This is a genomic window from Roseateles sp., assembly GCF_047654805.1.
Lineage (GTDB): Bacteria > Pseudomonadota > Gammaproteobacteria > Burkholderiales > Burkholderiaceae_C > Pelomonas.
Genome location: NZ_JASGIV010000001.1, coordinates 5,855,229 through 5,866,941, shown reverse-complemented (window position 1 = coordinate 5,866,941; position 11,713 = coordinate 5,855,229). Strand labels below are relative to the sequence as shown.

Below are 11,713 nucleotides of genomic sequence, written 5' to 3'. Positions count from 1 at the left end.
CCTGATCTCGCAGAAGTTTCGCCTCATTTCATGGCGCGGGCGGCTGCAGAACCCGCTCGAAGAAAACACTCAGCGGGTCGACTACATAGTCACCGAAGGGCTGGCACTCCCGGTAGCCCAGGCGCTTGTAGAGGCCGATGGCCTCGGGCTGGAGGATGCCCGTCTCCAGCCGCGCGAGGCGCACGCCGCGCGCGAGCAGCTCTCCCTCCAGCCGGACCATCAGCATCTTGGCGACGCCGCGGCCACGAGCGCTCTCCGACACGAAGAGCCGCTTGATCTCGCCGTAGGACGGCCCGTCTGCTGGGGCCAGGTGCTTGACACCACCACAGCCCACCAACGTGTCACCGAGCCAGCAGCCCCAGAATGCCCCGAGGGGCGCACGCAGCCCATCGGGTGGTTCGAAATGGTTGCTCTCGGCGGGGTAGAGGCTGCTGGCGAGTGCCTCGGACTGGGCTATCAGCACCCTTGCGTCGGGGTGGCCAGGATCCAGGGGTGCAAGGCGCGGGGTCAGGTGTGAACTCATGCGAGGTTAGCAACCGGTTACAGGCTGGGCACCGTCATCGCGAGCAGATAGCGCGCGGTACCGGTCCCGGGATTGGCGAAAACGCTGCGCCCGAGGCAGCGGAAGCTGATGGAGTCGCCAGCCGCCAGTTCGAAGGGCTGGCCTTGCAGCGTCAGCCGCAGCTGACCGTCGAGCAGGCACAGGTGGTGCTCCAGCCGCGCGACGGTGGGCTCGTCGTAGGCCAGTTCGGCGCCGGGCTTGAGACAGGCTTCGATGACCTCGGTCGCGAAACCGGCCAGCGGCGGACAGCGCATCCGGCGCTCGAAACCGCTGCGCTGGTCGTGCCAGCGGGGCTGGTCGGCCGCGCGCAGCAGGCGCACGGGCAGGGCCTCGGCATCAGCCAGCAGGCGGCTCATCGGCAGGCCATGGGCACGGGCCAGGCGCGACAGCAGCGTGGCCGTGGGGCTGGTCTGCGCCCGCTCCAGCCGGCTCAGCGTCGCGCGGCTGACGCCACTGCGTGTGGCCAGTTCCTCCAGCGACCAGCCCGCCGCCGTGCGCAGCGCAGCCAGGCGTTCGGCCAGTTGCCGCTCGAACTGTCTTTCCTCGCTCAATTCAGAGAATTCTTCTCTCATATGAGAAGTTGCTACAACATGAAGGATCGCCACGCCGCCCCGCTCTCTGCCGCCCTCGCCGTGGTGCTGGTGTGGGGGCTGAACTTTCCGCTGTCGAAGGCGCTGTTCAACCAGATCGGGCCGGCCGGCTTCCTGGGCGTGCGCTACCTGCTGATGCCGCTGTGCGCGGTGACGCTGCTGTGCTGGCGCTTCCGCCTGCGCTGGCCGCGCCTGGACCGCGGCGAGATCTGGCCGCTAGTGCGGTTGACGCTGATCGGCAAGGGTCTGCATCTGCTGGCCTCGACCTATGGCATGCAGGGCTCCACCGCCTTCAGCGCCAGCGTGCTCTTGGCCTGCGGACCGGTGTTCACGCTGTTGATCTTGCGGCTGAGCGGCGTGGAGAGGCTTTCTCCGGGGCAGGTTGCGGGCGTTGCGACAGCTGCGACCGGCGCGCTGCTGTTCACGGCAGACAAGTTGCTGGCCGCCGACTGGCAGGCCGGCCTCGGCGACCTCACGCTGCTCGCTGCCGCGGCGCTGTTCAGCTACTACACGGTGGCCGCCAAGCCGCTGATCCAGCACCACGGCGGCGTGACGGTGCTGGGCTATGGCAGCCTGGTTTGCACCCTGCCCATGTTGCTGTGGTGCGCACCGGCACTGGCGGCGCTGGACTGGCAGGCACAACCACGGTGGGTCTGGTCCGGCATCGTCTGGCAGGTGGCCGGCGGCGGCTTCATCGGCTGGCTGGCCTGGGGCTGGGCCAACGAGAAGCGCGGCGTGGCCCGCACCGCGCCGCTGATCTATCTGATGCCGCTGGTCGCCGGTCTCGCCGCTTGGGCCTGGGGCGGTGAGCAGTTCAACACACACAAACTGCTGGGCGCCGGCATCATCCTGGCCGGCGTGGCGCTGGCGCAGTTCAGCCCCGCGCTGCCTGGGCTTCGCGCGCGTCCGCAACCGCCAGAGCCGTCATGTTGACGATACGGCGCACTGTTGCAGACGGCGTCAGGATGTGCACTGGCGCCGCTGCGCCAAGCAGGATGGGCCCGACCGTCACACCCTGACTGGCGCTGATCTTCAGCACGTTGAAGAGGATGTTTGCGGCGTCCAGCGTCGGCAGCACCAGCAGGTTGGCTGCACCCTTGAGCTTGCTGTCGGGCAAGAAAGCCTGGCGCACACTCTCGGACAGCGCCGCATCGCCATGCATCTCGCCATCGCATTCCACCTCAGGATGCCGGGCGGCAAACAGCTCGTGGGCACGGCGCATCTTCAGCGCCGACGGACGCGTGGACGAGCCGAACATGGAGTGGCTGACGAAGGCCAGCTTGGGGGGCAGCCCGAAGCGTCGCAGCTCCTCGCAGGCCATCGCAGCGATATCGGCCAATTCCTCGGCGCTGGGATCGTCGTTGACGAAGGTGTCGGCGATGAACAGCGTCATCTTCTCCATCATCAACGCATTCATCGCCGCGAACTGCCGTGCACCCTCGCGCAGGCCGACGATGTCGCTCACCTGCTCCAGGTGTCGGTCGAAGCGGCCCACCATGCCGCAGATCATCGCGTCGGCGTCACCCAGCCCGATGGCCAGCGCACCGATGGCCGTGTTGGAGCGACGTACGGCCGACTTGGCCATCTCCGGCGTGAAGCCGTTGCGCTTCATGCGCTGGTGGTAGGCCTCCCAGTACTGGCGGAAGCGCGGGTCGTCCTCGGGGTCGATGACCGCCACGTCCTGGCCCAGCTTCAGGCGCAGGCCGGCACGCTGGATGCGCGCGGCCAGCACCGCAGGGCGGCCGATCAACGTGGGCTTGCACAGCCCTTCGTCCAGCGCCACCTGCACCGCGCGCAGCACGCGCTCGTCCTCGCCCTCGGCATAGATGACGCGTGCCGGTGCGGCCTTGGCGGCCGCGAACACCGGACGCATGAACATGCCAGTCTGGTAAACAAAGCGCTCCAGCGACTGCCGATAGGCAACCAGGTCCGTGACGGGCCGCGTGGCCACACCATCAGCCGCAGCCGCCGCCGCGACGGCGGGCGCGATGCGCAGGATGAGGCGGGCATCAAATGGCTTGGGAATCAGGTAGTCCGGACCGAAGGCCAGTTCCTGCCCTGCGTAGGCCGCCGCCACCTCATCCGAGGTTTCGGCCTTGGCGAGCGCCGCGATCTCGCGCACGCACGCCAGCTTCATGCCGTCGGTGATCTTGGTCGCACCGCAGTCCAGCGCCCCGCGGAAAATGTAGGGAAAGCACAAGACATTGTTGACCTGGTTCGGATAGTCGCTGCGCCCGGTGGCCACGATGCAGTCCGGCCGCACGGCCTTGGCCAGTTCGGGACGGATCTCAGGCTCGGGGTTGGCCAGCGCCAGGATGATGGGCTGCGTACCCATGGTCTTGACCATGTCGGCCGTCAGCACGCCGGCCGCCGAACAGCCCAGGAAGACGTCAGCGCCGGTCACCACGTCGGCCAGTGTGCGCGCAGCCGTGACCTGGCAGTAGCGCTGCTTGGATTCGTCAAGCTTGCCGGCCCTGGCGTCCTCACGCTCGCTGTGGATGACGCCACGCGAATCGCAGACGAACACGTTCTGTCGACTCACGCCGAGGCCCACCATCACGTCCAGGCAGGCGATGGCCGCCGCGCCGGCGCCGGACACGGCGACCTTCACATTGGCGATGTCCTTGCCCACCAGCTCCAGGCCGTTGAGCAGTGCGGCCGACGAGATGATGGCCGTGCCATGCTGGTCGTCGTGGAACACCGGAATGTTCATGCGCTTGGACAGCTCCCGCTCGATATAAAAGCACTCGGGCGCCTTGATGTCCTCAAGGTTGACGCCGCCCAGCGTGGGCTCCATCGCCGCGATGATGTCGATAAGCTTGTCCGGGTCGCGCTGGGCCAGCTCGATGTCGAAGACATCGATGCCGGCGAACTTCTTGAACAGACAGCCCTTGCCCTCCATGACTGGCTTGGCGGCCAGCGGCCCGATATCGCCCAGGCCCAGCACGGCAGTGCCGTTGGTGATGACGCCCACCAGGTTGGCGCGCGACGTGAAGTCGGCTGCCAGCGAGGGGTCGCGTTCGATGTCCAGGCACGGATAGGCCACGCCTGGCGAGTAGGCCAGCGACAGGTCGCGCTGGTTGGATAGGGCCTTGGTCGGCGTGATCGAGATCTTGCCGCGCGTAGGGCTGCGGTGATATTCGAGGGCGGCGTCACGCAGCGCGCTCTCTGCGGGCGAAAGGGCGGCTGACGCGGCTGCGTTGTTCTTTTCCATGAGTGCGTTTCTCCAGGGGGAACCCTGTAGGTTACGCCGCGTTTCACCAACCGCCGATGCCGGTTTTCTGGCGATCCATGCCGAAGCGGATAGTGCGGCTTCGGCCCGCGCACAGGCCCCGCCACCACGCGCTGGATCAGAGGGGCTCGAACTCGAAGCGGAACTCGCCGGGAGGCAGCATCAGCGCCGGTGCGGGGCGGCCGGCCTCGACGATGACGAGGTCGGCCGGGATGGCGTCGGCCGGATGCCCTTTGTGCACGGCGTAGATGAGGCGGCGCCCCTGGGCGGGCACCCAGTCCTGCGGGATGGGGACGGGCCGCCTCAGTGCCCACGACACCAGCCAGGCAGGCCGAGCGTCGACGACGGCCGGCGGTGGGTGGATGACCTGCAGATCCACCGACCCCGGCGCGTGCCGCAACAGTCGCGCGCTGCCATCAGGCCTGCGCAGCACGAACGGCTCCGGCCCGTCGTGCCGGGCCAGCGCCGCGCGATAGCCGGCCACCTCGCGCACCGGATCCGGATGGGCGAAGGTCCAGGCCTGATCGATGCTCAGCGGGTCGAGGCCGGTCAACTGCTTGAGTTCACCGGCCATCCACAGCGCGCGTCCGCCCGCGCCCATGGGCTGCGGCGTCTTCAGCGCATGGCCAAGTCCGACGTAGACGAAGAGCTTGGCGCGCGGCCGCCTGGCCAGCACGTGCTCGACGAGGTTGCGCGCCTGCTCCCGCTCACGCCGGCGCAGGCGCTCCGGGAGCGGCAATGCTGGGTCCGGCGACTCTGCTTCATAGGCCACCAGCGTCCAGCCGTCGCGCTTGGCCTCGCGGAGGAACTCGGCATACACCGGGTCCTGCGTGTAGGCGCCACTGGCCTGGTCGACCACGCCCAGATTGGGGTCATGGCCGCGCCTGAGGGTCTCGCAGGCCAGGTGGTCGAAGCCCAGCTTGCGCAGCTCGCGAGCCAGCCGCATCGCGAACGCGCGGTGCATGGGCACGTGATGGGCCTCGTTGAGGATGACGATCTGGCGCGCGGCCGCCTCGCGAAGGATGGCGGCCAGCGCGTCCTCGGCACGGTCCTGCGAGAGATCGATCGCGGGCTGCGGCAGGCGTGGCTGGCTGGCGTCATAGGTCGCGATGGCGGTATCCACGTCACCCAGCATCGCCTGCACCGGCGCCACGATCTGCGCAGACCCGCCCGGCCCCGACGGCAGCACGGCCACATTGCGCAGCTGCTCGGCATAGCTGAACGCGCCGACGCGAGGCTGCAGCACCGGCGGCGCCGTGGCACAGCCGGCCAGCAGCGCGGCCATCGCCCATCCTGCCGCCCTGCACAGCATCAGGGGATCAACCCGCCGCGCGCTTGCTGAGGATCTCGAAGGCCGGCAGCGTCTTGCCTTCCAGCACCTCCAGGAAGGCGCCACCACCGGTGGAGATGTAGCCGACGTCCTTCTCGATACCGTACTTGGCGATGGCCGCGAGAGTGTCGCCGCCACCCGCGATGCTGAAGGCCAGGCTCTCGGCGATCGCACGGGCGATGGTCTCGGTACCCTGCGCGAAGGCCGGGAACTCAAACACGCCCACCGGGCCGTTCCAGACGATGGTGCCGGCAGCCTTGAGCTTGTCTGCCAGCTTGGCGGCAGTCCTGGGGCCGATGTCGAGAATGAGGTCGTCGTCTTCCACTTCGGTGGCTGCCTTGACGGCCGCCGTGGCGCCGGCCGCGAAGGCCTTGGCCGTCACGACGTCCTCTGGGATGGGCACCTCGGCACCGCGCGCGGCCATGGCGGCGATGACGGCCTTGGCCTGATCAACCAGGTCCGGCTCGGCCAGCGACTTGCCGATATTCAGGCCCGACGCCAGCATGAAGGTGTTGGCGATGCCGCCGCCGACGATAAGGCCGTCCACCTTGCTTGCCAGGCTCTGCAGGATGGTCAGCTTGGTCGAGACCTTGGAGCCCGCGACGATGGCCACCAGCGGGCGGCGGGGATTGGCCAGTGCCTTGGTGATGGCGTCGATCTCGGCCGCCAGCAGCGGGCCGGCGCAGGCGATCTTGGCGAACTTGGCAATGCCATAGGTCGTGGCCTCGGCACGGTGGGCGGTGCCAAAGGCATCGTGCACGAAGATGTCGCACAGCCCGGCCAGCTTGCGCGACAAGGTCTCATCGCACTTCTTCTCGCCCTTGTTGACGCGGCAGTTCTCCAGCAGCACCAGTTCACCCGGCGCCACGGACACTGCATCGACCCAGTCGCGCTGCAGCGGCACCGGGCGCCCCAGCAGCTCGGCCATGCGCTCGGCGACGGGCGCCAGCGAGTCCTCGGGCTTGAACTCGCCCTCGGTCGGGCGACCCAGGTGGGACGTGACCATGACGGCGGCGCCCGCATCCAGGGCCATCCTGATGGCCGGCAGCGACGCTCGGATGCGGGTGTCTTCGGTGATTTTGCCGCTGTCGTCCTGCGGCACGTTGAGGTCAGCGCGGATGAAGACGCGCTGGCCGGCCACCTTGCCGGCGGCGATCAGGTCGGAGAAGCGGATGACGTTCATGTTCGGGTGAAGCGGTTGATGACAAAAACTACCGCGATTCTCTCCGCCTTGCGCACCGCCGCGGTTACCAGCCGAGTCCGAGTTTCAGCGGCAGCATGACAGCCATGCCGACCAGGATGGTGCCGAGGATGCCCTTGCGCCAGAAGTAGTAAGCCGTCGCAGCCAGTGCGGCGGGCCAGCGGGCGTCCTGCCAGGTCGCGATGACCTGGCCCTGTGTCATGAAGACCTCCGGCGCTACAACAGCCACCAGGGCTGCCAGCGGCGCGACCTTGAGCAGTTCACGCAGCCAGTCGGGAATGGGCAGCGGCCGCTCGCCGATCATGAAGAAACCACGAGTCAGCACCGTGATTGCGCCAAGCCCGAGCAGTGCAATCCAGGTCATGGTTTCGCTCATGTCCGGCCCCTTCGCGCATCCAGCCACCAGCCCACCGCGCCGGCCGCGACGATGGCGCACAAGATGTTGAGCTTGAGCGGCAGGGAATAGGTGGCGATGGACACGGCTCCGGCCGTCAGAGCTACCCACCACAGCATCTTCTCGGTCAGCAATGAGTAGGACAGGCCGAGCAGCGCCAGCACGCCCGCGAAGCCAATCCCCCAATGCGTCGGGATGCGGTCGGCCAGCAGGATGCCGGCAAAGGAGCACAGCTGCCAAGCCGGCCAGTTCACGGCCACGCCGCCCCAGAAATAGCGCTGCTGCACCGTCGCGGGCACCGGATCGGGGTAGCGCTTGACGAAGTAGACGAAGTTCAGATCGGCCGCGAAATAGGTCAGCGTCAGCCGCTTGGCGCGCGGCAGATGGCCGAAGTAGTTGCGCCACTGCGCGCTGAAGATGACGAAGCGCAGATTGACGCAGAAGGCCGTGGCCAGCAGCACCCACAGCGGCGCGCCGGAGGCGATCAGCGGCAGGGCCGTCAGCTGTGCACTGCCGGCGAAGACCAGCAGCGACATGCCGCAGGCCAGCGGCAGGCTGAGCCCGCTCTTCACCATGGTGACCCCTGTCACGAGGCCCCAGGCAGCCAGGCCCAGGGAGGGTGAGGCCATATCGCGCGCGCCACGGCCGAAATCGGGATCGGCCGCCAGCGCGCGCAGTCGTTCAAGAAACTGCATCCCGCCATTGTCGGCGGGAGCGGGCGTCACTGGCCGATACGTCGGACTTTGCCGCTGCCGGCAATCGACGAGCTGACCTCCGGCGAGCCGGCGTACTTCACGTCTCCCGAACCGGCGATGGAGATGTTGAGCCGCTTCGTCGCCTGGACCTGGGCGTCGCCGCTTCCGGCGATGGTGACCTTGACCTCCTCGGCTGCCAACTCGGCCGCCTTCACGTTGCCGCTACCGGCAATGGAGACACTGGCGCTGGCGCAGCGGCCGGCAGCGACGATGTCGCCGCTGCCGCTGACCTTCATGCCCAGCCGCTCTGCATCCAGGCCGGCAAAGCGGATGTCCCCCGAGCCGGCGATGGCAGCATCGACGCCGCCGGTCTTCATGGCATCCACCTTGACGGTGCCCGAACCGGCCACCGCGATCGAACGCAGCGCCGGCATCTCGATACTGAGGCTGGGATTGGTCGAACTGTGCACGTTGACGCCCTTACGGGGCGCGATTTCCAGCGTGCGGCCCTTGCTGCCCTCCACGATGCGCGTCTCGATGTAGGGCAGCAAGTTGCGGTCGGCCTTGACCTCGACCTTGTTGCCCGCCCCCTGGCGGATGACGACATTGAAGCCTCCGCTCAGCGCGATGCCGTCAAAGGCGCCCACATCGCGAGCCTCGGTGGCAATGTCGCCGTTGCCGGTGACGCGCTCGCCCTTGATGCTCCAGCTCCAGGCCTGGGCGGAGCCGCTGGCGACGGTGGCGGCCACGAGGCTGAGGGCAAAGAGGCGGCGGGAGGGGTTCATGGCGGGCTCCATCGGGGGTTGCGTTGCGATGGTTCCCATGGTGCCCGGCCGCACCCGCATCGGACGGCGGCAGGCGACGATGCGCAGGATCCGGGGCCTGAAATGCCGCTGGACGCGCTAGCCCGGCGCCGCGTCAGTGGCCCTTGGCCTTCTCCGGCGCCTTCTCGGACGCCTTCTCGGCGGGCGCGGCATCGGCCTCGTCGGTCGACGGCTTGACCGTGCCCGGGCGAGGCACGACGGGAGCGATGCCTTCGAGCTTGTTCTCGCGCATGTACTCGTCCATCTCGCGCCAGCCGGCGTAGACCGCTGCTTTCTGCGCCTTGGGATTGAGCACGTAGCAGTCCTCGATGGCGCGCACCGCGTGCCGGCAGGCACTGCCTATAGCCTTGCCCTCGGCCTCCTTGGCGGCGGCCACCTTGACCGGGTCGTCGATGCCCAGTTGCTCGCAGGCCGAAAGGGTCGCGAGCAGGGGCAGGGCAAGGAGAAGACGCTTCATTTACTCAGGTATCGGCGATGCGACGGTGAACTTGAGTCAGCGCCTGGCCATCGCCAGCAGGCGCGCGATGCGCTCCTCGGTCGACGGGTGGGTGGAGAACAGGCCGCGCAGCCCCCCTCCCGACAGGGGGTTCATGATCATCATCTGCGCCGTCTCGGGGTGGGCCTCGGCAGGCGCCAGCGGAATACCCTGGGCGTAGCGGTGGATCTTGTCCAGCGCCGAGGCCAGCGCGGCCGGGTCGCCGGAGATCTCGGCGCCGCCGCGGTCGGCCTCGAACTCGCGGGCCCGGCTGATGGCCATCTGGATCAGGCTGGCGGCCAGCGGTGCGAGGATGGCCACGGCGATGCCGGCCAGCGGATTGGTGGGCCGGCCATGCTCGTCACGCCCACCGAAGAAGGCGGCGAAGTTGGCCAGCATGGAGATCGCGCCGGCCATGGTGGCGCTGATGGTGCTGATGAGGATGTCACGGTGCGCCACATGGGCCAGCTCGTGGGCCATGACACCACGCAGCTCACGCTCGGACAGCACGCGCAGGATGCCGGTCGTCGCAGCGACGGCGGCATGCTCAGGATTGCGACCGGTGGCGAACGCATTAGGTGCCGCCTCGTCGATCAGGTAGACGCGGGGCATGGGCAGGCCGGCGCGCTGGGCCAGCTCGGCCACCATGCCGTAAAACTGTGGCGCCGAACTCGCGTCCACCTCGCGGGCGTTGTACATCTTCAGCACCATGTCCGCGGAGAACCAGTAGCTGAAGAAATTCATGCCGACGGCGACGAGCAATGCGACCAGCATGCCCGTCTGGCCGCCGATCATCTGGCCGACAGCCATGAACAGGGCCGTGATGGCAGCCATCAGGACGGCGGTCTTCACGAGATTGAACATCGGGGCAGGCTCCGGTTAAAGGCAGGTGACGCAGCAGATGGTGCCACGCCAGGAATTCTCAAGCGTCGAAACGCTCGCCCGGCAGCAGCGGCCGAGCCTGAAGGAAGGCCGCGGCGGGACCGCGCTTGCCGCCCGCGCGCTGCAGTTCGGTGAGCAGCAGCGCGCCTTCGCCGCAGGCGACGACCGGGCCCGGCGCGATGACTTCGCCGGGTGCACCCTGGCCCTCGGCAAGCTCGGCACGCCAGACCTTGACCGCCTCACCCGCCAGGGTCGCGACGCCGCCCGGAAAGGGGTCGAAGGCGCGCAGCCTACGCTCGATCTCGGCGGCAGGCCGGTGCCAGGCTATGGCACTCTCAGCCTTCTCGATCTTGTTGGCATAGGTGACGCCCTCGGCCGGCTGCGGCGTGCGCGGCAGCACGTCGGCCCGCAATGCCTCGACAATGAGGCGTCCGCCCATTGCTGCCAGGCGATCATGCAATACAGCCGTCGTGTCGGCGGCGCGTATGGGCTCCCGGCCCACCAGCAGCATGTCGCCCGTGTCCAGACCCGCGTCCATCTGCATGATGGTGATGCCAGTCTCGACGTCGCCGGCCTCGATCGCGCGATGAATGGGAGCCGCGCCGCGCCAGCGCGGCAGCAGCGAGGCGTGGATGTTCAGACAGCCGCGGCGCGGAGTCTCCAGCACCCATTGCGGCAGGATCAGCCCGTAGGCCGCCACGACCATCACGTCGGCATCGGCAGCCAGCAGCGCCTCGCGGGCCGCCGCGGCATCAGCGGCGTACCTGCCGTCCAGCTTCAGCCCCTGTGGCTGCGCGACCGGTATGCCGGCCGCAAGCGCCCGCTGCTTGACGGCGGAGGCATGCAGCTTCATGCCACGGCCGGCCGGGCGATCGGGCTGGGTCAGCACCAGCGGCACGGTGAAACCGGCACCAAGCAGCGCATCCAGCGCGACGGCAGCGAACTCGGGAGTCCCCGCAAAGACCACGCGCATCACAGCCTCTGGTTGCGCTTCTTGGCTTCGGCTTCTTCTTCGCGCGTCTTCTTGATCATCTTGGTCTTGATACGGTCGCGCTTGAGCGGGCTGAGGTACTCGACGAAGACCTTGCCCATCAGGTGATCCATCTCGTGCTGCACGCAAACGGCCAGCAGACCATCGGCATCGAATTCATAGACCTCTCCGTCGCGGTTGGTCGCGCGCACGGTGACCTCGGCGTGGCGAGGCACCTTGTCGTAGATCTGCGGCACGGACAGGCAGCCTTCCTCGCCGTCGACCATGCGCTCGCTGGTCCGGACCAGCTCGGGGTTGATCAGCACGCGCGGCGTGTCGCGCTCCTGCGACGTATCGATGACGATGACGCGCTCGTGCACGTCGACCTGGGTGGCGGCCAGCCCAACGCCATCGGCGGCATACATGGTCTCCAGCATGTCGTCGACGAGCCGGCGGATGCGCTCGTCAACCGCCTCCACGGGCGTGGCGACAGTGTGCAGGCGCGGATCGGGGTAGCGAAGGATGTGCAGTTGAGCCATGGGGTGTGGGCCGCCGGCC

13 protein-coding genes are annotated in these 11,713 nt (G+C 68.2%); 1 reads left to right on the top strand and 12 read right to left on the bottom strand.

Features of this window, described 5'->3' with window-relative positions; translation table 11 throughout:
- Positions 1 to 28: 28 nt before the first annotated feature.
- Both QM732_RS26600 and QM732_RS26595 read right to left on the bottom strand, forming a co-directional pair.
- Positions 29 to 523 (bottom strand): GNAT family N-acetyltransferase, encoded by a 495-nt coding sequence (locus QM732_RS26600; protein ID WP_415659096.1) that lies wholly within the window; start codon positions 521 to 523, stop codon positions 29 to 31.
- Between the two features lie 17 nt (positions 524 to 540).
- On the bottom strand, positions 541 to 1,113 hold the full coding sequence (locus QM732_RS26595; RefSeq protein WP_415659095.1) for a helix-turn-helix domain-containing protein: 573 nt from the start codon (positions 1,111 to 1,113) through the stop codon (positions 541 to 543).
- A gap of 21 nt (positions 1,114 to 1,134) precedes the next feature.
- Between QM732_RS26595 and QM732_RS26590 the strand changes: the two genes are divergently transcribed.
- Positions 1,135 to 2,085 carry a DMT family transporter gene (locus tag QM732_RS26590; RefSeq protein WP_415659094.1) on the top strand — a complete coding sequence of 317 codons (951 nt, stop codon included), beginning with the start codon at positions 1,135 to 1,137 and terminating at the stop codon, positions 2,083 to 2,085.
- On the opposite strand, the gene QM732_RS26585 is transcribed toward QM732_RS26590, so the two are convergent.
- From QM732_RS26585 to def, 10 genes are all read right to left on the bottom strand, one after another.
- On the bottom strand, positions 2,027 to 4,366 hold the full coding sequence (locus tag QM732_RS26585) for an NADP-dependent malic enzyme (RefSeq protein ID WP_415659093.1): 2,340 nt from the start codon (positions 4,364 to 4,366) through the stop codon (positions 2,027 to 2,029). The genes QM732_RS26590 and QM732_RS26585 overlap by 59 nt on opposite strands.
- A 136-nt stretch (positions 4,367 to 4,502) precedes the next feature.
- Positions 4,503 to 5,669 (bottom strand): hypothetical protein, encoded by a 1,167-nt coding sequence (locus QM732_RS26580; RefSeq protein ID WP_415659092.1) that lies wholly within the window; start codon positions 5,667 to 5,669, stop codon positions 4,503 to 4,505.
- Between the two features lie 34 nt (positions 5,670 to 5,703).
- A complete protein-coding gene (locus tag QM732_RS26575; RefSeq protein WP_415659091.1) occupies positions 5,704 to 6,897 on the bottom strand; it encodes a phosphoglycerate kinase in 1,194 nt (397 codons plus the stop codon).
- Between the two features lie 64 nt (positions 6,898 to 6,961).
- The gene (locus QM732_RS26570) at positions 6,962 to 7,291 is read right to left on the bottom strand and encodes an AzlD domain-containing protein (RefSeq protein WP_415659090.1); all 330 of its coding nucleotides are present in this window, start codon (positions 7,289 to 7,291) and stop codon (positions 6,962 to 6,964) included.
- Positions 7,288 to 8,004, bottom strand: coding sequence for an AzlC family ABC transporter permease (locus QM732_RS26565; protein ID WP_415659089.1), 717 nt, complete (start codon positions 8,002 to 8,004; stop codon positions 7,288 to 7,290). The genes QM732_RS26570 and QM732_RS26565 overlap by 4 nt, the downstream gene beginning before the upstream one ends.
- 26 nt (positions 8,005 to 8,030) lie before the next feature.
- Positions 8,031 to 8,789, bottom strand: coding sequence for a head GIN domain-containing protein (locus QM732_RS26560; RefSeq protein ID WP_415659088.1), 759 nt, complete (start codon positions 8,787 to 8,789; stop codon positions 8,031 to 8,033).
- A 133-nt stretch (positions 8,790 to 8,922) separates the two neighbouring features.
- The gene (locus QM732_RS26555; RefSeq protein ID WP_415659087.1) at positions 8,923 to 9,285 is read right to left on the bottom strand and encodes a hypothetical protein; all 363 of its coding nucleotides are present in this window, start codon (positions 9,283 to 9,285) and stop codon (positions 8,923 to 8,925) included.
- 36 nt (positions 9,286 to 9,321) lie between these two features.
- Positions 9,322 to 10,167: a zinc metalloprotease HtpX gene (gene htpX, locus QM732_RS26550; protein WP_415659086.1), complete on the bottom strand. Its 846-nt coding sequence runs from the start codon at positions 10,165 to 10,167 to the stop codon at positions 9,322 to 9,324.
- 58 nt (positions 10,168 to 10,225) lie between these two features.
- Entirely contained in the window at positions 10,226 to 11,158 is a 933-nt protein-coding gene (gene fmt, locus QM732_RS26545; RefSeq protein ID WP_415659085.1) for a methionyl-tRNA formyltransferase, read from the bottom strand.
- Entirely contained in the window at positions 11,158 to 11,694 is a 537-nt protein-coding gene (def, locus tag QM732_RS26540) for a peptide deformylase (RefSeq protein WP_415659084.1), read from the bottom strand. The genes fmt and def overlap by 1 nt, the downstream gene beginning before the upstream one ends.
- Between the last annotated feature and the right edge of the window lie 19 nt (positions 11,695 to 11,713).

What these genes read in the sequence shown, in the direction of transcription:
- QM732_RS26600 (WP_415659096.1), bottom strand. Translation starts at nt 523, where the DNA reads ATGAGTTCACACCTGACCCCGCGCCTTGCACCCCTGGATCCTGGCCAC.
- QM732_RS26590 (WP_415659094.1), top strand. Translation starts at nt 1,135, where the DNA reads ATGAGAAGTTGCTACAACATGAAGGATCGCCACGCCGCCCCGCTCTCT.
- QM732_RS26585 (WP_415659093.1), bottom strand. Translation starts at nt 4,366, where the DNA reads ATGGAAAAGAACAACGCAGCCGCGTCAGCCGCCCTTTCGCCCGCAGAG.
- QM732_RS26580 (WP_415659092.1), bottom strand. Translation starts at nt 5,669, where the DNA reads ATGGCCGCGCTGCTGGCCGGCTGTGCCACGGCGCCGCCGGTGCTGCAG.
- QM732_RS26575 (WP_415659091.1), bottom strand. Translation starts at nt 6,897, where the DNA reads ATGAACGTCATCCGCTTCTCCGACCTGATCGCCGCCGGCAAGGTGGCC.
- QM732_RS26570 (WP_415659090.1), bottom strand. Translation starts at nt 7,291, where the DNA reads ATGAGCGAAACCATGACCTGGATTGCACTGCTCGGGCTTGGCGCAATC.
- QM732_RS26565 (WP_415659089.1), bottom strand. Translation starts at nt 8,004, where the DNA reads ATGCAGTTTCTTGAACGACTGCGCGCGCTGGCGGCCGATCCCGATTTC.
- QM732_RS26560 (WP_415659088.1), bottom strand. Translation starts at nt 8,789, where the DNA reads ATGAACCCCTCCCGCCGCCTCTTTGCCCTCAGCCTCGTGGCCGCCACC.
- QM732_RS26555 (WP_415659087.1), bottom strand. Translation starts at nt 9,285, where the DNA reads ATGAAGCGTCTTCTCCTTGCCCTGCCCCTGCTCGCGACCCTTTCGGCC.
- htpX (WP_415659086.1), bottom strand. Translation starts at nt 10,167, where the DNA reads ATGTTCAATCTCGTGAAGACCGCCGTCCTGATGGCTGCCATCACGGCC.
- fmt (WP_415659085.1), bottom strand. Translation starts at nt 11,158, where the DNA reads ATGCGCGTGGTCTTTGCGGGGACTCCCGAGTTCGCTGCCGTCGCGCTG.
- def (WP_415659084.1), bottom strand. Translation starts at nt 11,694, where the DNA reads ATGGCTCAACTGCACATCCTTCGCTACCCCGATCCGCGCCTGCACACT.